Below are 23,979 nucleotides of genomic sequence, written 5' to 3' on the forward strand. Positions count from 1 at the left end.
TTTAAATTCCCCCTCTTTAAACGAATACTCCAGAGAAGGAATTCTATGTGTAGAGAAAAACTCCTTTTAAAAAGGCCATGATTTTAACAAGGGATTACAATTAGTTCTCTATTTGATTTTGTAATAACTTCATATCCGTCTTTTGTAATGACGATATCGTCTTCAATTCTACAACCGCCCCAGTTTGGTATGTAAATACCTGGTTCAACTGTAACAACCATACCTTCTTTTAATGTAGCTTTACTTTCTTGGGATAAGCGAAGAGGTTCATGTATTTCTAAGCCAAGACCATGACCAGTAGAATGACCAAAATATTGACCATATCCACAATCTGTAATGTAGTTTCTTGTTACATCATCGATACTTTTCGCGGTTTCTCCAGGCTTAATCGCTTCAGTCCCACGTTTTAACGCTTCTCGTACAACATTGTATATTTTTTTGAATTCTTCCGATGGTTCCCCTATTGCTACAGTACGTGTTATATCAGAACAATATCCGTCATAAAGTGCACCGAAATCTAATGTAACGATGTCGCCTCGTTCAATTATTTTATTTGATGCAACTCCATGTGGAAGAGAAGAACGAACACCAGAAGCTACAATAATTTGAAATGATGAAGATGCAGCACCTTTTTTTCGCATGAAAAATTCTAATTCATCTCGTACAGCATTTTCACTTATTCCTGGTTTTAGAAACGTAAGAATGTGGTGAAATGCTTCGTCCGCGATATTAGCTGCAATTTTCATTGTTTCTATTTCAGGCGTGTCTTTAATGATACGAATATTTTCGATAATTTCGCACACTTGAATCATTTCCGCCTGTACGTATTTTTGCAAGTTTTTATATTGTTGCAATGTCATGTTGTTTTCTTCAATTCCAAGTTTTTGAATGTTTAATTTCGATACTTGATGTGCAATTTCTTTTTCTAAATTTCCTTTATGCATAATAATTTCAGCATCTTTTATTTGTGATTTTGCTTGATCTACATAGCGGAAATCAGTGATAAAAACAGCTTGATCGGCAGAGATTAAGACGACGCCAGCGCTACCTGTAAAGCCTGTTGCATATTGGCGATTTTCTTTTTTTGTAATAAGTAACCCGTCAATTTCATAGTTTTGTAGTTGATTTTGGATTTTATTAATTTTTAAAGTCATGTTAATTCCTCCTATTCATAGTATTGAATAAAGCAAATAGCGTGCCAAAATGTATATTTGAAGAAAGGATAGTAGGGACAACATATATTTTAGGGGAGATAAAAAAATAGCCCGTAATTTGTGGGAGACGGTTTGTTCATAAAATCTAGATTGCTTCAATGAATAGCAGGGGGATGGGGAAAAATGATTGGAGTTACACTTGTACTTTATTTACATGCTGTAAAAAAATTTATACAAATGTGAAATGATACTGTCAATTTTTTTGACAATATTGAATGGATATAGCAACGAAATTGAAAACATATAAAAAATGCGCTGCATACAAGCAACGCATTTTTTTATTTATGCTTTTAATTTCATTACAATATCAGCATCTGGTGTTACATATACGGTTTGCTGATTGTCGTACGTAACAAAACCAAGTTTTGCACCACTCGGTTTTTTGACATGGCGTATTTTGGTGAAATCAACAGGTACAGAGCTAGACTCTTTCGCTTTACTGTAATAGGCAGCAATTTTGGCAGCTTCTAGTAAAGTTTCTTCAGCAGGCTCTAAAGAACGAATGACAACGTGAGAGCCAGGTATATCTTTCGTATGTAACCAAATTTCATCACGGCGGGCAAACTTCGTTGTTAAATAATCATTTTGTTTATTGTTTTTACCAACGAAAATCTCTGTGCCATCACTTGCTACATATTTATCTAATACTGGTTTAGTAGGCTTTTTCTTTGCGTTTTTCGTTTTGCGATTGCGCACATAACCTTCTTCAGCTAATTCCTCACGAATTTCTTCAATGTCTTTTGAAGAAGCAGCTTCCATTTGTTGAAGTAAGCTATCAAAATAAAGAATTTCGTCATTTGTTTTTTCAATTTGTTCTTCTACAACAACAACTGAATTTTTTGCTTTTTGATACTTTTGGAAATAGCGTTGTGCATTTTCAGATGGTGTTTTTAAAGGATCTAATGTGATTTTTACAGTTCCACCATTCTCATCGTAATAATTAACGACCTCAATATCTTTATCGCCCTTTTTTAAAGCGTACATATTGGCTGTAAGTAGCTCTCCAAATAGTTGATATTTATCTGCTTTTCCAGCATCTTGCAGTGTTTTTTCGAGTTTAATGAGTTTTTTCTCGTTTTTATTTTTTTCGTTTTGCATAAAGCGTTCTAAATCATGAGCTTGTTGTTTTACACGATCACGTTCTGCTTTGCCAAAGAAGAAACGATCTAACAATTCGCTCACTGATGAGAATGTTTTTTCTTCTCCTTGCAAGTGTGTAAGAGGGAAAAGATAAAAGAATTCTTTTCCATTTGCAGTAATCATTGTAGGTGTATATGCATGAGATAGTAATGGTGTTTGTACAGAGAAAAATGCTTCTGATAATGCTTTCTCGTTTACCATACCGGCTTTCTTTACTACTTCTTTTGCAAATAATGGGGATATTCCCATGAAAGCACCGACGAGTTGTTTATCCATATTTCCAGATAGAAAGTCTAGCGGTCTAATAAAATCATCTGCGGTTTCAATTTGCAGAGGATTGATTTTATGTTGGGCTGGTGGCGCGACGTACTCAGCACCAGCATATACAGTTCGGTGACGGTTTACGGCTAATGAAACGTGTTTTAAGCTATCTAAAATCACGTTTGTTTTCGTATCTAATAAGATAATGTTACTATGTCGTCCCATTATTTCAATTACTAATGTTTTTAATGATTCGTCTCCGATCTCATTACGACTGCGAACTGTAATTTGAATAATGCGTTCTAAGTCGATTTGTTCAATTTTTTCAATAAATCCACCTTCTAAATGTTTGCGAAGAAGCATACAGAACATCGGCGGTATTGCTGGCGAATCGTAGTTTTGATTCGTTAAGTGCATACGCGCATATGTAGGATGAGATGAAAGAATTAGTTTTTGGTTCTTTCCATTCGCTCGAATATGTAATAAAATCTCGTATTTTGAAGGTTGATATATTTTGGAAATTCTTCCTGTGTAAAGAGAATTTTCAATTTCATGTGTAATCGCTCTTGTAAATAATCCATCGAATGCCATAAATGAACACTCCTTTCTAACTAAATGTTAATTATAGCATTTTTTTGGACGAGGCTGAATAAGCTTTCAATAGAGTATGTCTGGAATCAGGAGGTCGATAGCAGGATGAACTGGTATGGAATGCGAGCACATGAAGTGGAAGAAAGAACGAATACGAATGTAAAGGTTGGACTTACAGAGAAAGAAGCAGAAGGGCGAGTAAAGAAATTTGGTACTAATGAATTAGAAGAAGCAAAAAGGCCTTCTGCACTAATGGTATTTTTAGCACAGTTTAAAGATTTCATGGTACTCGTTTTGTTTGGAGCAACAATTGTTTCTGCGTTTTTAGGTGAATACATTGATTCTATTGCTATTGTTGCCATTGTTATTATCAATGGTATTCTCGGCTTTTTTCAAGAAAGAAAAGCTGAAAAATCATTGGAAGCTTTAAAGGAACTAGCCGCCCCGCAAGTTACTGTAATGCGGAATGGAAAGTGGGTAAAAGCACCATCTAAAGCACTTGTTTTAGGTGATATTATTAAGTTTTCCAGTGGTGATCGTATTGGGGCTGATGTGCGTCTTGTTGAGGCATCAAGTTTATATATTGAAGAGTCTGCTTTGACAGGGGAGTCCGTACCTGTACAAAAGAAGGTAGAAGCATTGCAAGGGCAAGATGTTGCAATTGGTGATCAAAAAAATATGGCTTTTATGGGGACAATGATTACGCGAGGATCTGGTACAGGAGTCGTTGTAGCAACTGGTATGAATACAGCGATGGGGCAAATTGCAAATATGTTGCAAAATGCAGAGCAAATGGAAACGCCACTGCAAAGAAGGTTAGAACAGCTCGGAAAAATATTAATTATTGTAGCTCTTATTTTGACAGCGCTCGTTGTATTGGCTGGTGTGTATCAAGGGAATGAAGTATATCATATGTTTTTAGCTGGGGTATCGCTAGCTGTTGCGGCTATTCCAGAAGGATTGCCAGCAATTGTTACAGTAGCTTTATCACTTGGTGTACAGCGTATGATAAAAAAGAGAGCAATTGTAAGGAAGTTACCGGCCGTAGAAACGTTAGGCTGCGCTTCTGTTATATGCTCTGATAAAACGGGAACAATGACGCAAAACAAAATGATGGTAACACATATGTGGTCAGGCGGAGAATTGTGGAAAGTGACAGGGCAAGGATATGAACCTAATGGCTCTTTTATGAAAGGTGAAAAAGAAGTGAATCCAGCTAAGACAAAATCACTTTATCAGCTACTTACATTTGGTTCACTATGTAACAATGCAAATATTATGCAAAAGAAAAAGGCGTACGTATTAGATGGAGATCCAACAGAGGGAGCGCTTGTAGCTGCAGCAATGAAAGCTGGGATAACACGTGAGGCATTGAAAGGGAAATTTGAAATTATTCGTGAATTTCCATTTGATTCAACTCGAAAAATGATGAGTGTTATTGTACGAGATCGAGAGGGGAAAAAGTTTATTGTTACGAAAGGAGCACCGGATGTTCTTTTGCAAATGAGCCAAACAATCTTATGGGGGGATAAGCAGCAGCCGTTAAGTGAGCTATATAGAAAAGAAGTACAGGCGGCTATTCATAGCTTAGGTAGTCAAGCGCTTCGAACAATTGCAGTTGCGTTTAAACCTTTAAAAGTCACGGATTCTATTGAACATGAAAGAGACGTTGAAAAAGATTTTATGTTGGTTGGGATACAAGGTATGATTGACCCGCCAAGGCCAGAAGTCGCGCAGGCGGTAAAAGAGTGTAAAGAAGCTGGTATTCGAACAGTAATGATTACAGGTGATCATAAAGTGACAGCAATGGCGATTGCTGAACAATTAGGAGTTTTACCACCAGATGGACGCGTTGTTGAAGGAGTAGAACTCGCGAATATGGATGTGGAGGAATTAGAAAATGTTGTAGAAGATACGTATGTATTCGCTCGTGTATCACCTGAGCATAAATTGAAAATTGTTAAAGCATTGCAAAATCAAGGACATATAGTAGCGATGACAGGTGATGGAGTGAACGATGCTCCAGCTATAAAAACAGCGGATATTGGGATAGCGATGGGGATTACAGGGACAGATGTTGCAAAAGAAGCCTCTTCACTTGTTTTACTAGATGATAATTTTGCTACAATTAAGTCAGCGATTAAAGAAGGAAGAAATATATACGAGAACATACGTAAGTTCATTCGCTACTTATTGGCGTCAAATGTTGGAGAAATTTTAGTTATGTTATTTGCGATGTTACTTGCATTACCACTGCCGATGGTTCCTATTCAAATTTTATGGGTGAACTTAGTTACTGATGGTTTACCAGCGATGGCATTAGGTTTGGATAAGGCTGAAGGAGATGTGATGAAGAGAACACCGCGTCACCCGAAAGAAGGGGTATTCGCTAGAGGGCTTGCGTGGAAAATAATAAGTCGAGGGTTTTTAATTGGAGCAGTGACGTTAGTGGCGTTTATTATTGCGTATAACCAACATCCAAATGAACTGAAATATGCACAAACTGTAGCGTTCGCGACGTTGGTACTTGCACAGCTTATTCATGTATTTGATTGTCGTAGTGAGCATTCTGTCTTTCACCGTAATCCATTTGGGAACGTGTATTTAGTAGGGGCGGTTATTATTTCGTTACTACTTATGCTAGTGGTTATATATTATCCACCGTTACAACCGATCTTTAGCACAATGCCGATACAAGCAAGAGATTGGTTATTAATTGGAGGTTTGTCATCAATTCCGACTTTCTTACTAGTAGGTTCTTTATTAACAGGGAAAAAGGCTAAGAAGAAAAAGCCGATGTTATATAAGAAGGGATTAAACTTGAAATAGTCAATGTTATGAAAATGTGATATAATTTACAGAAGGTAGTAGAGCCTTGTCTCTATTACCTTTTTCATTGAGTTATTTTATGGCTTGGATGTGATAAAAATGATTTCTAGTATGACAGGGTTTGGAAGATCGAAAGTAGAAAGTGATACTTTTCAAATTACAGTAGAAATGAAATCGGTGAACCACCGTTTTTTAGAGATGAGTATTCGACTTCCTAAGCAAATGATGGTATTTGAGGACAAAATTCGTAAAATAATTGCACAGCAAGTTCGACGTGGACGCATCGAAGTGTCTATTAGTATAGCAGGTGAAGGACTTGTTGAAAGAAAATTAAGTGTGAATTGGTCACTTCTTGAGCAGTACCAATCGATGATGGAAGATATAAAAGGGAAATTTCAATTACAAGATTCTATTACACTCGAACAATTAATGGCAATGCCAGAAGTAACAGCAATTGAAGAAATAGAAAATGTAAATGAACATTTTGAGAACAGTTTATATGAGGCTGTTCGTCAAGCTGCTCATATGTTGAAAACGATGAGAGATGGCGAAGGAGAACGATTACATAAAGATATAGCGTATCGTTTACAAGAAATTAGCAATTGTGTAAATGCAATTATTCCACATGCACCGATTGTTACACAAAAATATCGTGAACGATTAGAAAATCGCTTAAAAGAATTACATAATCAAGATCTAGATGAACAAAGATTGCTAACAGAAGTCGCAATCTTTGCAGAGCGTTGTGATATTCATGAAGAGTTAGTTCGTTTGCAAAGTCATTTAGAGCAATTTCGTGAAACATTGCAGATTGAAGAGCCTGTTGGAAGGAAAATGGATTTCATTGTGCAAGAGATGCATAGAGAAATTAATACGATTGGTTCTAAGGCAAATGACTTAACAATTTCAAAATATGTTGTAGAAATGAAAAATAACCTTGAAAAAATTCGTGAACAAGTACAAAATATTGAGTAGCTTTCAAAAAATATATAAAGTTATACGTGGTGGAGAAATCGGATAGACTTACTAGGAGGCGCAAACTATGGCCATGCGGTTTTTAAATATTGGATACGGAAATATTGTATCTGCTCATCGAATTATTGCTATTGTAAGTCCGGAGTCAGCTCCTATTAAACGAACAGTACAGGAAGCACGCGAACATAATGCTTTGCTTGATGCTACTTATGGGAGAAAAACAAGGGCGGTTATTGTTATGGATGATGGGCATGTTGTATTAAGTCCAATTCAACCAGAGACGATTGCACATCGTTTGAATAATAAAGAAGATTTAAGTGAGGAAGGGTAGGTTTTACATATTTATGAGAAGTAGAAGAGGATTGCTCATCGTTCTTTCAGGGCCTTCTGGGGTTGGAAAAGGGACGGTTCGTAAAGAGCTGTTTAGCCATGAGGATACACGTTTTCAATACTCTATTTCAGTAACGACACGTAAGCCGCGTGAAGGTGAAGTAGATGGTGTGGATTATTTCTTTAAAGAAAGAGAAGAATTCGAGGAAATGATTCGTAATGAAAAATTACTTGAGTGGGCTGAGTTCGTAGGTAATTATTACGGAACACCGATTGACTATGTTGAAAAAACATTACAAGAAGGAAAAGATGTATTCTTAGAAATTGAAGTGCAAGGAGCAATTCAAGTTAAGAAAGCTTTCCCAGAAGGTGTATTTATTTTCTTAGCACCTCCAAGTTTATCTGAACTAAAGAGCCGTATTGTCGGACGTGGTACAGAGACTGAAGATGTTATTGAAAATCGTTTAACTGTAGCGAAAGAAGAAATCGAGATGATGGACGCTTACGACTATGTAGTAGAAAACGATCAAGTTGAATTAGCTTGTGATAGAATTAAAGCAATTGTGGTTGGCGAACATTGCCGCCGCGAAAGGGTAGCAAAATATTATAAAGAAATGACGGAGGGTCTATAATTATGTTAAATCCATCAATTGACTCATTACTACAAAAAATCGATTCTAAGTACACTTTAGTAACAGTGGCTGCAAAACGCGCACGTGAAATGCAACTTGCTAATAACTGTGTTGTAGAAAAACCTGTTTCTCATAAATGTGTAGGTAAAGCATTAGAAGAAATCGATGCAGAAGCATTAAGCTACGTACCAAGTGAAGATAAAGTAGCTGAATAAGCCTTTGCCTTCGACAAAATAAAACATAGACTTTATAATTTTCTATGTAACGGTAACAACCTATTTACAAGTAGGTTGTTATTTTTTTACGAAAGGAATGAAATATCGGTACTGACGAGCTGAGAATTCTATTTCAGTATTATAAGTTTGAAAAAGAAAGAGGACGAGTCATATGCTAAAAGGGAAAAAGATACTTCTATGTGTAACAGGAGGCATTGCGGTTTTTAAAGCAGCTGCGTTAACGAGTAAATTGACACAATCTGGCGCGATTGTAAAAGTAATGATGAGTGAGTCGGCAATGAAGTTTGTTACGCCTCTTACATTCCAAGCGCTTTCTCGCCATGATGTATATACGGATACATTTGATGAGAAAGACTCAGCTGTTATTGCTCATATTGATTTAGCAGATTGGGCGGATGTTGTACTTGTCGCACCTGCTACTGCCAATTGTATTGGAAAGTTAGCTGGTGGTATTGCAGATGATATGATTACAACTACTTTGTTAGCTACTACAGCTCCGGTATGGATTGCGCCTGCTATGAATGTGCATATGTATGAAAATAAAATAGTTCAAAAAAATATGATGACATTGAAAACGCTAGGATATACATTTATTGAGCCTGGGGAAGGCTTTTTAGCATGTGGATATGTAGCGAAGGGACGACTAGAAGAACCAGAAGCAATTATTGCACGGTTAGAGGAAGCTTTCTCAGAACACAAACCATTGCAGGGAAAAAGAATATTAATAACTGCTGGCCCAACACGTGAAAAGGTTGATCCAGTTCGTTTTATGACGAATTTTTCTTCTGGAAAAATGGGGTATGCGATTGCGGAAGTGGCAGCAAATTTAGGCGCTGATGTTATACTCGTTTCAGGACCGACAGCATTAAATCCACCGTTACATGTAACGACAGTACAAGTGGAATCTGCACAAGATATGTTAGAAGCAGTTCTTCAACATTATCAAAACGTAGACGTTGTCATTAAAACAGCAGCAGTTGCAGATTATCGTCCGAAATATGTGCATGAGAATAAAATGAAAAAGCAAAATGGTGATGCTGTCATTGAACTTGAAAGAACGGTGGATATTTTAAAAACGTTAGGTCAGAAAAAGGATAAACAGTTACTTATCGGTTTTGCTGCTGAAACGACAAATGTAGAGGAATATGCAACGAAAAAACTACGTGAGAAAAATGCAGATATGATTGTCGCGAATGATGTAAAAGCACAAGGAGCTGGATTTGGCACGGATACGAATATTGTAACAATGTATAGAAAAGATGGAAAAGTTATTGAGTTGCCACTTTTAATGAAAAAAGAGGTAGCTCGTGAAATATTGAAGCAAATTGAAATGATGTTAGAAGATGATCGTTTATGAAATTTGCAAGTGTAATTGTTGATGTACCTGCCCGTCAGACAGATCGACCATTTGATTACATTATCCCTAAAAAATGGGAAGATATTGTACAGACAGGAATGCGTGTAGTAGTTCCGTTTGGGCCAAGAAAATTGCAAGGTTTTATTATTGGGATTAAAGATTCGGTGGATGTAGAAAGTAAGAAGTTAAAGACAATCCATGAAATATTAGATGTAACACCAGTTTTAAATGATGAATTATTAAAGCTTGGATATTGGCTTACAAGTGAAACGTTATGCTACATGATTTCAGCTTTTCAAGTGATGCTTCCAACTGCGATAAAAGCAACGTATAAAAAACGTCTACAACTTTGTAAACAGGAAGAAATAGCACCAGAAATACTATATTTATTTCAGGATAAAGAAGCAATTGATTTTGAAGTAATCGAGCAACAGCCACATTTATACCGAACTATTCAACAAGAAATTAAAAATGGTACGGTTGAAGTCGTTTATCAAGTGAAAGATAAAGTACAAAAGAAGAAGCAAAGAGTGGTTCAGCCGGAGTTGCCAGAAGATAAATTGGAATTAGCGGCATTTGAACTGAAAAGTAAAAAACAACAAGATGTACTTTATTATTTTGTGGAAAATTATAAAAGTGCACCGTTGAAAGTAATTACAGAAGAGTTACAAATAACAGATGCTCCAATAAAAGCACTTGTTAAAAAGGGATTCATTTCAGAAAAGTATGTGGAAGTATACCGAAATCCGTATGACGATGATGATTTTGAACAAACAAAACCATTTCCACTTACGGAGGAACAAAAACAAGTTATTACACCGATTTTATCATCAATTACAAATGAAACTTATAATCCATTTTTACTATATGGTGTTACAGGAAGTGGAAAGACAGAAGTATATTTACAATCTATAGCAGCAGTGCTCAAGAAAGGAAAAGAAGCTATCGTTCTTGTCCCTGAAATTGCACTAACGCCCCAAATGGTGGATCGTTTTAAAGGTAGGTTTGGCTCGCAAGTTGCAGTTCTTCATAGTGCGTTGTCTGTTGGAGAAAAGTATGACGAGTGGCGTAAGATTTTAAGAAAAGAAGTGAAAGTTGTAGTTGGTGCGCGTTCAGCTGTTTTTGCGCCTTTTGAGAATTTAGGGATTATTATTATTGATGAAGAGCATGAATCAAGTTACAAACAAGAAGATAATCCGAGGTATCATGCAAGAGATGTAGCTGTCTGGAGAGGACAATATCATAAATGTCCTATCGTTCTTGGTAGTGCGACGCCAACACTTGAATCGTTTGCAAGGGCGAAAAAAGGTGTTTATAAACTACTAACAATGGAAAAACGTATGAATGAACAAGCTTTACCAACGGTAGAGATTGTTGACATGCGAGAAGAACTTCGTGACGGGAATCGATCAATGTTTTCTAAGGCGCTGCATGAAAAAATAGCAGATCGATTAGAAAAGAAAGAACAAATGGTACTCTTTTTAAATAGAAGAGGTCATTCTACATTTATTATGTGCCGTGATTGTGGGTATGTTGTACAATGTCCGCATTGTGATATTTCATTGACATATCATAAAATGAATCATCGTTTAAAATGTCATTATTGTAGTTACGAAGAGAATATGCCAACTGAGTGTCCAGCTTGTCAAAGTACATACATTCGTTTCTTTGGTACAGGTACACAAAAGGTAGAAGAAGAAATTACAAAACTATTTCCAGAGGCGCGAGTCATTCGAATGGATGTAGATACGACAAGTCGAAAAGGAATGCATGAAAAATTATTAAAGGCGTTTGGGGAAGAAAAAGCAGATATATTACTTGGAACACAAATGATTGCTAAAGGATTAGATTTTCCGAAAGTAACGCTCGTTGGGGTTTTAACTGCAGATACGATGCTTCACTTACCTGATTTTCGGGCAAGTGAAAAGACATATCAGTTATTGACGCAAGTAAGTGGACGAGCGGGTAGACATGAATTGCCAGGGGAAGTTGTGATTCAAACGTATACGCCAGAACATTACAGCATAGAGTTAGCGAAGAACCAACAATATGATGTGTTTTTTGACCAAGAAATGCAAATGAGACGAACAAGACAATATCCCCCATATTACTATGTTGTACTCGTAACTGTATCTCATCCAGAATTATTAAAAGCGGTACAAGTGACGGAAAAAATTGCCTCGTATTTACGAACGCATTGCTCACAGCAAACAATGGTGCTAGGACCAGTTGCTTCAGCGATTCCAAGGATAAAAGATAGATATCGTTATCAATGCATGATAAAATACAAACGGGAACCAAACTTAAAGAACGTGCTCAAAATGGTAAATGAACATTATCAAGCAGAAATGCAAAAAGAGCTACAAATCTCAATTGATTTTAATCCAACAATGTTAATGTAGCGGAGGGAAATATGGCAGTTTTAGAAATAATAAAGCATCCAAATGAAGTGTTAGAAACACCATGCGAAAGAGTAATTAACTTTGATAAAAAGTTAGTGAAATTGTTGAAAGATATGCATGAAACAATGTTAATTGCGGACGGAGTCGGTTTAGCTGCGCCTCAAGTAGGTGTAAGCTTGCAAGTAGCGGTTGTTGATGTCGATGATGATACTGGGAAAATCGAGTTAATCAATCCATCAATATTAGAAAAACGTGGTGAACAAGTAGGTCCCGAAGGCTGTTTAAGCTTCCCGGGACTTTATGGTGAAGTAGAACGTGCCGATTATATTAAAGTAAGAGCGCAAAATCGCCGTGGGAAAGTATTCTTATTAGAAGCGGAAGGATTTTTAGCGCGTGCAATTCAACATGAAATTGATCATTTACACGGTGTTTTATTTACATCGAAAGTGACAAGATATTATGAAGAAAACGAACTAGAATAGGTGTTAAAAGGAGCGGTTTTTAAATGATAAAAGTAGTGTTTATGGGAACACCGGACTTTTCAGTGCCGGTGCTTCGTCGTCTTATTGAAGATGGCTATGAGGTAGTAGGTGTTGTGACGCAACCTGATCGTCCAGTAGGTAGAAAAAAAGTATTAACACCTACACCTGTTAAAGTTGAAGCGGAAAAACATGGTATCCCTGTGTTACAGCCGTTAAAAATTCGTGAAAAAGATGAATATGAAAAAGTATTGGCATTAGAGCCAGATTTAATTGTAACAGCTGCATTTGGGCAGATTGTACCAAATGAAATTTTAGAAGCACCGAAGTATGGATGTATTAATGTTCACGCTTCTTTACTTCCTGAACTTCGTGGTGGTGCACCAATTCATTATGCAATTATGGAAGGTAAAGAAAAAACAGGTATTACAATTATGTATATGGTAGAAAAATTGGATGCTGGTGATATCTTAACGCAAGTGGAAGTTGAAATTGAAGAGCGTGAAACGACAGGCTCATTATTTGATAAATTAAGTGAAGCAGGAGCACACCTTCTATCTAAAACAGTACCTTTATTAATCCAAGGTAAGTTAGAACCGATTAAACAAAACGAAGAAGAAGTAACGTTTGCGTACAATATAAAACGTGAGCAAGAGAAAATTGATTGGACAAAAACAGGTGAAGAAGTATACAATCACATTCGCGGATTGAATCCATGGCCAGTTGCTTATACAACTTTAGCAGGACAAGTTGTTAAAGTATGGTGGGGAGAAAAAGTGCCTATAACTGAACCGGCTGAAGCAGGTACGATTGTTGCAATCGAAGAAGATGGTTTTGTTGTAGCAACGAGTAATGAAACAGGTGTTAAAATTACTGAATTGCAACCATCTGGTAAAAAGCGTATGAGTTGTTCACAATTTTTACGTGGAACAAAACCTGAAATTGGAACGAAGTTAGGAGAAAATGCATGAGACAAAATGTTCGTGAATTAGCTCTTGATGGTTTAATTCAAGTGGAAAAAAGTGGTGCATATAGCAACTTACTTTTAAATAATCTAATTGAAAAAAGTGCAATTGATAGAAAAGATATTGGTTTATTAACTGAAATTGTATATGGAACGATTCAACGTCGTGACACATTAGATTATTATTTACAGCCTTTTTTAAAAAAGAAGGTTGAGGCGTGGGTAAGAGTATTGCTTCGCTTATCTTTATATCAAATGATTTATTTAGACCGAGTGCCAGAAAGAGCGGCTATTCATGAAGCGGTTGAGATTGCAAAGCGTCGCGGGCATAAAGGAATTGCTGGTATGGTGAACGGTGTATTACGTTCGATTCAGAGAGAAGGTGTACCTTCTGTAGATGAAATCAAGGATCCAGTAGAACGTCTTGCAATTACAACAAGTCATCCAGTTTGGCTTGTCCAAGAGTGGACTTCAGAATACGGTTTAGAAACTGCAGAAAAAATGTGCGAAGTAAACATGTTACCCCCTGTACCAACAGCGCGTGTGAATGTTGATAAGGTAACGGCAGAAGAAGCGATTGAGTTGTTGGCAAGTGAAGGTATAGAAGCAAAACGTGGTGACTTATCAGATGATGCTATTCAGATTGAAAGAGGAAATGTAGCGCATACAGAAGCGTTTAAAAAAGGATTTCTTTCTATTCAAGATGAAAGTTCTATGCTTGTAGCACGCGCTTTAGAACCGAATGCGGGAGATGCAGTTCTTGATAGTTGTGCTGCTCCAGGCGGAAAAACAACGCATATCGCGGAACGATTAAAGGGAACTGGTAAGGTCATGTCCCTTGATTTACATGCACACAAAGTACGTTTAATTAAACAGCAAGCAGAGCGACTTGGTCTAGAAAATGTCGAAACTAAAGCGCTAGATGCTAGAAAAGTGCAAGAGCACTTTGCAAATGAAACGTTTGATAAAATATTGGTAGATGCACCGTGTTCTGGATTTGGTGTAATTAGACGTAAACCTGATATTAAGTTAGGAAAAGATAAAGGCGATAGTGAAAGATTATCGACGATTCAAATTGCAATACTAGAAAAAATAGCACCATTATTAAAACAAGGCGGTCGTCTTGTTTATAGTACGTGCACAATTGAGAAAATAGAAAATGAACAAGTAATAGAGAAATTTTTAAAAGAACATCCTGAATTTGAATGGGATACTACGCTTAAAGAGCGTATGCCAGAAAAATTAACTCCGTATATTGATGAAGGTCAAGTGCAAATTTTACCGCATTATTTTGCGACGGATGGCTTTTATATTGCTTGTTTAAGGAAGAAGGTGTAGCATCATGGAAACGACTGTAAGAAAACAAAAGAAAAATTTAGAAACGAAGAAACCATCAATTTACTCTTTACAACTTCATGAAATGCAAGATTGGTTAAAGGAACAAGGAGAACCGAAGTTTCGTGCTGGACAAATTTTTGATTGGTTATATAAAAAACGTGTAAAAAATTATGAGGATATGTCAAACCTTTCTAAAGGATTGCGTGATAAATTGTCGAATTCCTTTGATATTACTACTTTAAACACGTTAGTAAAACAAACGTCTTCGGATGGAACAATTAAATTCTTATTCCAATTATATGACGGATATTCTATTGAAACGGTATTAATGCGACACGAATATGGAAATTCCATTTGTGTAACAACGCAAGTTGGTTGTCGTATTGGGTGTACGTTCTGTGCTTCGACACTTGGTGGATTAAAGCGAAACCTAGAAGCTGGAGAAATCGTAGCGCAAGTAGTAGAAGTTCAGCGTGCGCTTGATGAAACAGAAGAACGTGTAAGTTCTCTTGTTGTTATGGGGATTGGAGAGCCATTTGATAACTATGATAATTTAATGGGATTCTTACGCATCATTAACCATGAAAAAGGACTTCATATTGGTGCGAGACATATGACTGTTTCGACGAGTGGAATTATCCCGAAAATTTATAAGTTTGCTGAAGAAGATCTACAAATTAATTTTGCGATTTCATTGCATGCTCCAAACTCAGAATTACGTTCAAAATTAATGCCGATTAACCGTGCTTATAAATTACCAGATTTAATGGAAGCTATTAAATACTATGTAAATAGAACAGGGCGTCGTATTACTTTTGAATATGGATTATTTGGAGGAGAAAATGACCAAGTAGAGCATGCTGAAGAGCTTGCTGCGCTCTTAAAAGGTGTAAAATGTCATGTGAACTTGATTCCGGTAAACTACGTACCTGAACGTGATTATGTACGTACGCCACGTGAACAAATTTTCTTGTTCGAGAAAACGTTAAAAGATCGTGGAGTGAATGTAACGATTCGCCGTGAACAAGGTCATGATATTGATGCAGCCTGCGGTCAGTTGCGTGCGAAGGAGCGCAAAGAAGAGACGAGGTGACGAGATGAAAGCCGTATTTCTATCGGATAAAGGAAAAGTTCGTCAACATAATGAAGATAGTGCAGGAGTTTTTCACAATTTAGATGGAAATGTATTAGCGGTAGTAGCAGATGGAATGGGAGGTCATCGAGCTGGTGATGTAGCTAGCTCGATGGCCATTCAATTATTCCATGATTATTGGAAGCAAACACATAATATGAATGAGCCGAAAAAAGTAGAACAATGGTTACATACTAGTGTTGGGATTATTAATGAGCGTATATATGAATATGCTCAGCAAAATGCAGAATGTAATGGTATGGGAACAACGCTTATAATAGCTGTTTGTACACCAAGCTTTGTGACAATAGGGCATATAGGAGATAGTCGTTGCTATATGGTATCAGAAGGAGAAATGACGCTAGTAACGGAAGATCATTCACTTGTAAATGAGCTTGTGAAACATGGTGAAATTTCGAAGGAAGACGCAGAGTATCATCCGAAAAAGAATGTGTTATTAAGAGCATTAGGAACAGAAGAAAAAGTTGGGTTAGATGTTAAAACGTTGGTGATTGAGGAAGAGGATCAATTACTTCTTTGCTCTGATGGGTTATCAAACAAAGTTTCTATTGATGATATGCGACAAATTTTACAGTTAAATGAACAGCTTGAAGGTAAAGGGCAGTGTCTCATTCAATTGGCAAATGATCGCGGTGGAGAAGATAATATCACACTTGTTCTTATTGATTATGCGGGTTCGACAAACGAAAGTAGGTGAAGTGCAACGTGCTGATTGGAAAACGCTTAAATGACCGTTATAAGCTGCTGAAAATGATTGGTGGTGGCGGAATGGCCAATGTATATTTAGCTCATGATGATATACTTGGCCGGGATGTAGCGGTAAAAATATTAAGACTCGACTACTCAAATAACGAAGAGTTTATTAAACGTTTCCATCGAGAAGCGCAGTCTGTTACAACGTTGTCGCATCCAAATATTGTGAATATGTATGATGTCGGAGAAGAAGATGGTATATACTATCTTGTCATGGAATATGTACCAGGGCAAACATTGAAGCAATACATAATTGAGCGAGGGATGTTACCTATAGGAGAAGCTCTTGATATTATGGAGCAGTTAACATCCGCTATGGCACACGCCCATCATTTTGAAATTGTGCATCGTGATATAAAGCCGCACAATATTTTAATTCGAGCTGATGGAATAATAAAAGTAACAGATTTTGGAATTGCGACAGCTACAAGTGCAACAACAATTACACATACAAATTCAGTGCTCGGTTCAGTCCATTATTTATCACCAGAACAGGCACGTGGCGGGATAGCAAATAAACAATCAGATATCTATTCTCTTGGGATAGTTATGTTTGAATTGTTAACAGGAAGACAACCGTTTTCTGGCGAATCTGCTGTTGCTATAGCTTTAAAACATTTACAAAGTGAAATCCCATCACCAAAAAGATGGAATGAAAATATTCCGCAAAGTGTTGAAAATATTATATTAAAAGCAACTGCAAAAGATCCGTTCCATCGATATCAATCTGCCAATGCGATGAAGCGAGATATTGAAACTGCGCTATATCCAGAGAGGATAAATGAGCAACCGTTTTACATACCAGAAGATATGGAAGCGACGAAAGCGATTCCGATTATTCAACAAGAACAATTATTTGAAAATGTAAGTGATGAAACGATTGTTTTAAAAGGGAGTAAGGTGGAAGAACCGATAAGAGCAGAAGCAGCTGAGTTAGATAAGAAGAAAAAACGGAGTAACAAGTGGCTTAAAGTTTTAATTTCAACATTTTTATTTTTAGCAATAGGAATAACATTAGCGCTTACGGTTATTCCAGGATTATTTATTCCGAAAGATGTGAAAGTTCCTGATGTGGCTGGTATGAAATACACGACAGCTGTAAATACATTAGTAGAAAAGGGCTTTGAGGTGACGGAGCCTAATATTGTATATACAGATGATGTTGAAGTTGGGGATGTAATAAAAACGGACCCTGTAGCAGGAAGAGTCGTAAAAGAAAACGCTAAAATTACTATCTATCAATCAGGTGGAAAAAAGAAAAGTAAGATGGCGAATTTCACAGGGCAAAACTTTGAGAGTGTAAAAGCTGAGTTAGAAGAAAAATATAAACAAGTTACAGTAAATTATATTGAAAATGATAAGCCGAAAGGTGAAATTGTAGAGCAAATTCCGACGCCTGATCAAATGGTTATAGAAGCGGAGCAAGAACTGAAAATCTGGGTAAGTAAAGGTCCTTATCAAATTAGACCAGGTGACTTTTCGGGGTGGACTGAAAATAGTGTAACTGGTTATTTGAATGAGAGAAAACTAACGTCAGATATAAAACGAGAGTATTCAGATACAGTCGAAAAAGGACTTGTAATTTCGCAATTTCCAAAACCAGGTACACCATTAAAAGAGGGAGATAAAGTAACTATTATTATCTCTGATGGTCAAAAGCCTAAAGTGACTAAAACGGTAAAATTGGACAATATCTCTATCCCATATGAGCCTGCTGTAACAGGTGAAAAAAAGCCGCAAACAATAGAAATTTATAAAGAAGACATGCAGCAAAAAATGGATAGACCGGTTGAAACGAGAACAATTACTGAATCAGCGACTATTTCTTTAGAATTTGTAATTCAAGAAGGTTCAAAGGGACACTATAAAATTGTACGAGATGGAGTAACAATTATTGATAAAGAAGTACCATATCCAACTCAATAATAGTGAAAGTCTACTTATTATTATTGCCTGTTATGCTGTCTACAAAGTGGACGGTATAGCAGGCAAAAATATATGATTCAAAAAGCTAGTAAAGTGATGCAGCTGTAAATATTTTTTTTGCATTTAATGGGAAATTTAATGTATATTAGCGAAAGTATATATGGTAGGTTTTGAAATCGTTATTTGGAAAATTTAAATCCATTCATTTTTAAATTCAGCATCACCTTATACAAAAAAGGAGAATTCTATGCCAGAAGGAAAAATTATAAAAGCTTTAAGTGGGTTTTATTACGTGCAGCATGAAGAAGGGGTTACGCAATGTCGTGGACGAGGTGTATTTAGAAAAAATAAAATTACACCACTTGTAGGAGACCAAGTTGTTTTTCAGGCAGATAATCCAACTGAAGGTTATGTGCTTGAAGTGTTTGATCGAAAAAATGAACTTGTTAGACCTCCTATTGCTAATGTCGATCAAGCGATCCTTGTGTTCTCTGCAGTAGAACCAGATTTTAATCCTGGACTGTTAGATCGATTTTTAGTGCTGATTGAATATCATAACATTAAGCCAATTATTTGTATTAGCAAGATGGATTTAGTAGATGAAAAGATGAAAGCAACTGTTGAAGCATATGCGAATGATTATCGTGAGATGGGTTATGATGTTTTATTTACTTCTATTAATACGTCAGAAAGTATTGATATATTAAAACCATACTTAGAAAATTGTGTTTCTGTCGTTGCGGGTCAATCTGGTGTTGGGAAATCTTCAATGCTTAATGTGCTACGTCCAGAATTAGAGCTGAAAACAAATGATATTTCCTCCCATTTAGGACGCGGGAAGCATACGACAAGACACGTAGAATTAATTGCAATTGGGAGTGGACTAGTAGCAGATACACCGGGTTTTAGTTCACTAGATTTCATTGATATAGAAGTAGAAGATCTTACATATTGTTTTCCAGAGTTGAAAGAAGCGAGCCAATACTGTAAATTTAGAGGGTGTACACATCTTTCTGAACCGAAATGTGCGGTGAAAGCTGCGGTTGAAGAAGGGAAGATTACAGAATATCGCTATAAGAACTATAAACAATTCGTAGAAGAAATTAGAGAGAGAAAGCCGAGGTATTAGTTATGATTAAAATTGCACCATCGATTTTATCAGCAGATTTTTCAAAATTAGGGGAAGAGATTAAAGATGTAGAAAAGGGCGGAGCGGATTACATTCACGTTGACGTAATGGATGGACATTTCGTACCAAATATTACGATTGGACCATTAATTGTAGAAGCTATCCGTCCAATTACATCATTACCATTAGATGTACATTTAATGATTGAAAATCCTGATAACTATATCCCGACTTTCGCACAAGCGGGAGCGGATATTATTACTGTTCACGTAGAGGCGTGTCCACATCTACATCGTACAATTCAGTTAATTAAATCTCATGGTATTAAAGCGGGCGTTGTATTAAATCCACATACGCCAGTTTCAGTAATTGAGCATGTATTAGAAGATATAGATATGGTATTACTTATGACAGTAAACCCTGGATTTGGTGGACAGAAGTTTATCCATTCTGTATTACCGAAAATTAAACAAGTTGCAGACATGGTGAAAGAGCGCAATCTAGAAGTAGAAATTGAAGTTGATGGTGGTGTAAATGCTGAAACAGCAAGACTTTGTGTGGAAGCAGGAGCAAATGTACTTGTAGCTGGATCAGCAGTATACAATCAAAAAGACCGCGGTGAAGCAATTCGCGTAATTCGTGGGTAGTGATGAACTTTATCCTAGTAAGGTATTTATAGGATAGGGTAAAAATATGTAAAAAGGCAATCTACCGAATGGCAGATTGCCTTTTTACAATGGAAGGGGAAGAAAAAATGATTATTCATATTTTGGCAGGAGGACCTTCGGAATATTGCGCAGATTTTGCTCGATATGAGGATGAGGAAGTAGTGTGGGCAGCGGTTGATAGGGGAGTATACCGTCTATTAAAGAAAGGGATTACACCGGCTGTTGCGTTTGGAGATTACGATTCAGTTACCGAAGAAGAATTAGTATGGATGGGACAGCAAACGAACGAATTACATATTGTTCCGCGAGAAAAAGATCAAACGGATTTAGAAATTGCAATTAACTGGGCATTAGGACAGAAGCCGGCACTAATTCGTATTTTTGGTGCTACCGGTGGAAGGCTTGATCACGGTTTGGCAAATATACAGATGCTTTTAAAAGGGTTAGAAGTAGAGATAGAAATGTGTATTGTGGACAATAAAAATGAAATAACAGTTAAAAAAGTGGGTACACATATAATTGAAGAAAATAAAAAATTTCCTTATGTATCTTTTGTACCAGTTACTGAAATAGTGGAAGGGATTACATTGTTTGGTTTTAAGTACCCGCTTACTAATAAAACAATAGAGTGGGGATCAACACTTTGTATTAGTAACGAACTCGTTGAGGAAAAAGGTACTTTTTCATTTACTTCTGGCATATTAATGTTGATAAGAAGCACTGATTGAAGAAACAATTTTGCTCCTTACATCATATAGTGACCAAGTGGAGTAATGGGGATTAGGAGGGAAACCATGAGATTTTATACAATTAAGTTACCTAAATTTCTTGGTGGAATTGTTCGTGCAATGTTAAATACCTTCAAAAAAGATTAAAAAAAGCACCTATCACCGGTGCTTTTTCCATTGTTATAGTAAAAAAAGAGCCTATCGGCTCTTTTTTTTATTATTAAACACGTTCGATTTTGCCAGATTTTAATGCTCTAGCAGAAACGTAAACACGTTGAACTTTTCCGTCGATGCGTACGCGAACTTTTTGAAGGTTAGCGCCCCACTTACGTTTTGTAGCGTTCATTGCGTGAGAACGAGAGTTACCAGAACGAGCTTTTCTTCCAGTAATAGCACAAACACGAGCCATTTATATTTCCCTCCCTTGATACCTTACCATACGTAATTTTTCAATGTTAGTCTTTTATGCGATGCTAAAAACACTACTATAATTTAACACAACTAAAAAGAGAATGCAACACCGTAGAAAAAAGAAATCAAGAAAATTTACTTGACACTATATGTCAATGAAGAAAAGTTGAAATCCATAAAAATTGCTTGACATATTATAGTGGTACATGTTGTATAATAACAATGGACTATTTTGCTCATCATAAAAAAGTGTAATTTAAAACATAAAATATGAGAGTGAAAAGAAAGAACGATGGAATTTTCTTTAAAAAGATTATATGATAGTAACTAAAGTAGTCTAGCTCACTTTCACCATTTATGAAGGGGGAAACGAGATGTCAATTGAAATTAAAACGAAGTACGGTCAAATTGATATTAGTACAGATGTAATTGCAACAATTGCTGGAGGTGCCGCGGTAGATTGCTACGGTATCGTAGGTATGGCATCAAAAAATCAGTTAAAAGATGGATTAACAGACATTTTACGAAAAGAAAACTTCACTAGAGGTGTTATTGTTCGTAAAGATGAAGATGAAGTACATATTGATATGTATATTATTGTGAGCTATGGTACGAAAATTTCAGAAGTGGCACATAATGTGCAGACGAAAGTGAAATATACATTAGATCAAACTGTAGGACTAGCAGTAGATTCTGTAAACATCTACGTACAAGGAGTTAAAGTAATAAACTTGTAATGTGCATTAAGGAGGAAAATCTGTGTCAATTCAAAAAATTGATGGAAAACGTTTATCACAAATGATCATGCAAGGAGCGAATAATTTAACAAATAATGTTCAGCTTGTTGATGCATTAAACGTATTTCCAGTTCCAGATGGCGATACCGGTACAAACATGAACTTATCTATGACTTCAGGTGCGCGTGAAGTGAAAGCAAATCCTTCACAGCATGCTGGTAAAGTCGGCGTAAGTTTAGCCAAAGGATTATTAATGGGAGCTCGTGGTAACTCTGGAGTTATTTTATCTCAGTTGTTCCGTGGTTTCTCTAAATCCATTGAACAAAAAGAAGAATTAACAACAGTTGATTTTGCTGCAGCACTAGAAGCTGGAGTAGAGGCGGCTTATAAAGCGGTTATGAAACCGATTGAAGGAACGATTTTAACGGTTGCAAGAGAAACGGGTAAATATGCAGTAACAGTTGCGAAAAAACAGCGCGACTTTGTTTTGTTTATGGAAGACGTTGTGAAAGAAGCAAACGCATCGTTAAATCGTACGCCAGATTTATTACCTGTATTAAAACAAGTTGGCGTTGTAGATAGCGGTGGTAAAGGTCTTGTAGTGGTATACGAAGGATTTTTAGCTGACTTAAAAGGAGAAACGATTTCTTCTGATGCACCGACGCAACCATCTATGAATGAAATGGTACGCGCAGAACATCACCGTAGTGTACAAAGCCAATTGAGTACAGAAGATATTAAGTATGGATATTGTACGGAGTTCATGGTGAAATTAGAGGCTGAAAAGGTGAAAGAGCATAATTTCTCTGAACAAAAATTCCGTGAAGATATTAGTGTATATGGTGATTCTCTACTAGTTGTGTCTGATGATGAAATTGTAAAGGTTCATATCCATGCAGAACATCCTGGAGACGCTATGAACTACGGGCAAAAATACGGTAGTTTAATTAAGATTAAAGTAGAAAATATGCGTGAACAGCATACTGCTTTGTTAGATGAACCTACTATGGTTCCTGAGCAACCAGCTCAATCGAAGGAAAAACAACCATATGGTATCGTAACTGTAGCTATGGGTTCTGGTATTAAAACTTTATTTGAGAGCATCGGCGCAACGAAAGTTATCGAAGGTGGTCAAACGATGAATCCAAGTACGGAGGATATCGTGAAGGCAATTGAAGAAGCAAATGCTGAAAAAATCATTATTTTACCGAATAACGGAAATATTGTAATGGCAGCAGAACAAGCGGCATCAGTTGTAGATCAAGAAGTTATTGTTGTTCGTTCGAAAACAGTTCCTCAAGGTATGGCAGCAATGTTAGCATTTAACCCAGTTGGAACGTTAGAAGAGAATGAAGAAAACATGCAAGAAGCTTTATCTCATGTGAAAACAGGTCAAATTACGTATGCTGTACGTGATACGGAAATTGATGGTGTAGCAATTCAAAAAGATGATTTCATGTGTATTGCAGATGGGAAAATTGTATCTACAAATGCTGAAAAAGTAGGAGCTGCGAAGCAATTACTAGAAGCGCTTATTGATGAAGATTCTGAAATCGTAACGATTCTACAAGGGGAAGATGCAACTGACGAAGAAGTAGCGGAGTTAGTTGAATTTGTAGAAGAGAAATTTGAAGATGCAGAAGTAGAAGTACATGCTGGAAACCAACCGGTGTATTCTTTCATCTTCTCTGTAGAATAAGATAAGATTCGTTTTGAAAATAAATGG

General features: G+C 36.6%; 22 protein-coding genes. 19 read left to right on the forward strand and 3 right to left on the reverse strand.

Translation table 11 applies throughout. The features are described 5' to 3' along the window. Positions 1–83: 83 nt before the first annotated feature. Positions 84–1,154 (reverse strand): M24 family metallopeptidase, encoded by a 1,071-nt coding sequence (locus ACTFP3_RS14890; RefSeq protein ID WP_000172800.1) that lies wholly within the window; start codon positions 1,152–1,154, stop codon positions 84–86. Positions 1,155–1,496: 342 nt separating this feature from the next. Continuing rightward, positions 1,497–3,206 (reverse strand): Rqc2 family fibronectin-binding protein, encoded by a 1,710-nt coding sequence (locus ACTFP3_RS14895; RefSeq protein WP_149215159.1) that lies wholly within the window; start codon positions 3,204–3,206, stop codon positions 1,497–1,499. A 105-nt stretch (positions 3,207–3,311) separates the two neighbouring features. Here ACTFP3_RS14895 and ACTFP3_RS14900 point away from each other — a divergent pair, with 105 nt between their 5' ends. The 17 genes from ACTFP3_RS14900 to spoVM all read left to right on the forward strand — a co-directional run bounded on the left by ACTFP3_RS14900 (position 3,312) and on the right by spoVM (position 21,252). Next, positions 3,312–6,035, forward strand: coding sequence for a calcium-translocating P-type ATPase, SERCA-type (locus ACTFP3_RS14900; RefSeq protein ID WP_006928320.1), 2,724 nt, complete (start codon positions 3,312–3,314; stop codon positions 6,033–6,035). 99 nt (positions 6,036–6,134) lie between these two features. After that, positions 6,135–7,010, forward strand: a complete 876-nt coding sequence (locus ACTFP3_RS14905) for a YicC/YloC family endoribonuclease (RefSeq protein WP_000625866.1) — start codon at positions 6,135–6,137, stop codon at positions 7,008–7,010. 67 nt (positions 7,011–7,077) lie between these two features. Continuing rightward, positions 7,078–7,341 carry an extracellular matrix/biofilm regulator RemA gene (gene remA / locus ACTFP3_RS14910; protein WP_001251456.1) on the forward strand — a complete coding sequence of 88 codons (264 nt, stop codon included), beginning with the start codon at positions 7,078–7,080 and terminating at the stop codon, positions 7,339–7,341. A gap of 13 nt (positions 7,342–7,354) precedes the next feature. After that, positions 7,355–7,972, forward strand: a complete 618-nt coding sequence (gmk, locus tag ACTFP3_RS14915; RefSeq protein ID WP_001257741.1) for a guanylate kinase — start codon at positions 7,355–7,357, stop codon at positions 7,970–7,972. 2 nt (positions 7,973–7,974) lie between these two features. Beyond that, positions 7,975–8,187 (forward strand): DNA-directed RNA polymerase subunit omega, encoded by a 213-nt coding sequence (rpoZ, locus tag ACTFP3_RS14920; RefSeq protein ID WP_000933960.1) that lies wholly within the window; start codon positions 7,975–7,977, stop codon positions 8,185–8,187. A 172-nt stretch (positions 8,188–8,359) separates the two neighbouring features. After that, entirely contained in the window at positions 8,360–9,565 is a 1,206-nt protein-coding gene (coaBC, locus tag ACTFP3_RS14925; protein ID WP_000911750.1) for a bifunctional phosphopantothenoylcysteine decarboxylase/phosphopantothenate--cysteine ligase CoaBC, read from the forward strand. Further along, complete coding sequence (priA, locus tag ACTFP3_RS14930) at positions 9,562–11,967, forward strand: primosomal protein N' (RefSeq protein ID WP_149215160.1); 2,406 nt, start codon at positions 9,562–9,564, stop codon at positions 11,965–11,967. Before coaBC ends, priA begins: the two co-directional genes overlap by 4 nt. Before the next feature lie 11 nt (positions 11,968–11,978). Next, the gene (gene def / locus ACTFP3_RS14935; RefSeq protein ID WP_000279455.1) at positions 11,979–12,449 is read left to right on the forward strand and encodes a peptide deformylase; all 471 of its coding nucleotides are present in this window, start codon (positions 11,979–11,981) and stop codon (positions 12,447–12,449) included. Positions 12,450–12,472: 23 nt separating this feature from the next. Next, positions 12,473–13,417, forward strand: a complete 945-nt coding sequence (fmt, locus tag ACTFP3_RS14940) for a methionyl-tRNA formyltransferase (RefSeq protein WP_000598804.1) — start codon at positions 12,473–12,475, stop codon at positions 13,415–13,417. Continuing rightward, on the forward strand, positions 13,414–14,748 hold the full coding sequence (gene rsmB, locus ACTFP3_RS14945; RefSeq protein WP_440010761.1) for a 16S rRNA (cytosine(967)-C(5))-methyltransferase RsmB: 1,335 nt from the start codon (positions 13,414–13,416) through the stop codon (positions 14,746–14,748). The genes fmt and rsmB overlap by 4 nt, the downstream gene beginning before the upstream one ends. Positions 14,749–14,752: 4 nt before the next feature. Continuing rightward, on the forward strand, positions 14,753–15,841 hold the full coding sequence (rlmN, locus tag ACTFP3_RS14950) for a 23S rRNA (adenine(2503)-C(2))-methyltransferase RlmN (RefSeq protein WP_000450541.1): 1,089 nt from the start codon (positions 14,753–14,755) through the stop codon (positions 15,839–15,841). A gap of 4 nt (positions 15,842–15,845) precedes the next feature. Further along, positions 15,846–16,598, forward strand: a complete 753-nt coding sequence (locus ACTFP3_RS14955) for a Stp1/IreP family PP2C-type Ser/Thr phosphatase (RefSeq protein WP_440010764.1) — start codon at positions 15,846–15,848, stop codon at positions 16,596–16,598. A gap of 8 nt (positions 16,599–16,606) precedes the next feature. Further along, positions 16,607–18,580, forward strand: a complete 1,974-nt coding sequence (pknB, locus tag ACTFP3_RS14960) for a Stk1 family PASTA domain-containing Ser/Thr kinase (protein ID WP_000904747.1) — start codon at positions 16,607–16,609, stop codon at positions 18,578–18,580. 247 nt (positions 18,581–18,827) lie between these two features. Beyond that, positions 18,828–19,709, forward strand: coding sequence for a ribosome small subunit-dependent GTPase A (gene rsgA / locus ACTFP3_RS14965; protein ID WP_001113932.1), 882 nt, complete (start codon positions 18,828–18,830; stop codon positions 19,707–19,709). 2 nt (positions 19,710–19,711) lie between these two features. Next, entirely contained in the window at positions 19,712–20,356 is a 645-nt protein-coding gene (gene rpe / locus ACTFP3_RS14970; protein ID WP_000589974.1) for a ribulose-phosphate 3-epimerase, read from the forward strand. 68 nt (positions 20,357–20,424) lie between these two features. Continuing rightward, complete coding sequence (locus ACTFP3_RS14975; RefSeq protein ID WP_440010766.1) at positions 20,425–21,105, forward strand: thiamine diphosphokinase; 681 nt, start codon at positions 20,425–20,427, stop codon at positions 21,103–21,105. A 66-nt stretch (positions 21,106–21,171) separates the two neighbouring features. Continuing rightward, complete coding sequence (gene spoVM, locus ACTFP3_RS14980) at positions 21,172–21,252, forward strand: stage V sporulation protein SpoVM (protein ID WP_001213599.1); 81 nt, start codon at positions 21,172–21,174, stop codon at positions 21,250–21,252. 73 nt (positions 21,253–21,325) lie between these two features. On the opposite strand, the gene rpmB is transcribed toward spoVM, so the two are convergent. Further along, complete coding sequence (gene rpmB, locus ACTFP3_RS14985) at positions 21,326–21,514, reverse strand: 50S ribosomal protein L28 (protein WP_000124776.1); 189 nt, start codon at positions 21,512–21,514, stop codon at positions 21,326–21,328. A gap of 376 nt (positions 21,515–21,890) precedes the next feature. Here rpmB and ACTFP3_RS14990 point away from each other — a divergent pair, with 376 nt between their 5' ends. After that, positions 21,891–22,253, forward strand: coding sequence for an Asp23/Gls24 family envelope stress response protein (locus ACTFP3_RS14990; RefSeq protein WP_000021109.1), 363 nt, complete (start codon positions 21,891–21,893; stop codon positions 22,251–22,253). 22 nt (positions 22,254–22,275) lie between these two features. Then, positions 22,276–23,952, forward strand: coding sequence for a DAK2 domain-containing protein (locus ACTFP3_RS14995; RefSeq protein ID WP_000027129.1), 1,677 nt, complete (start codon positions 22,276–22,278; stop codon positions 23,950–23,952). Positions 23,953–23,979 lie beyond the last annotated feature (27 nt).

Source organism: Bacillus cereus group sp. MYBK5-2 (assembly GCF_051915685.1).
Classification (GTDB): Bacteria; Bacillota; Bacilli; order Bacillales; family Bacillaceae_G; genus Bacillus_A; species Bacillus_A cereus.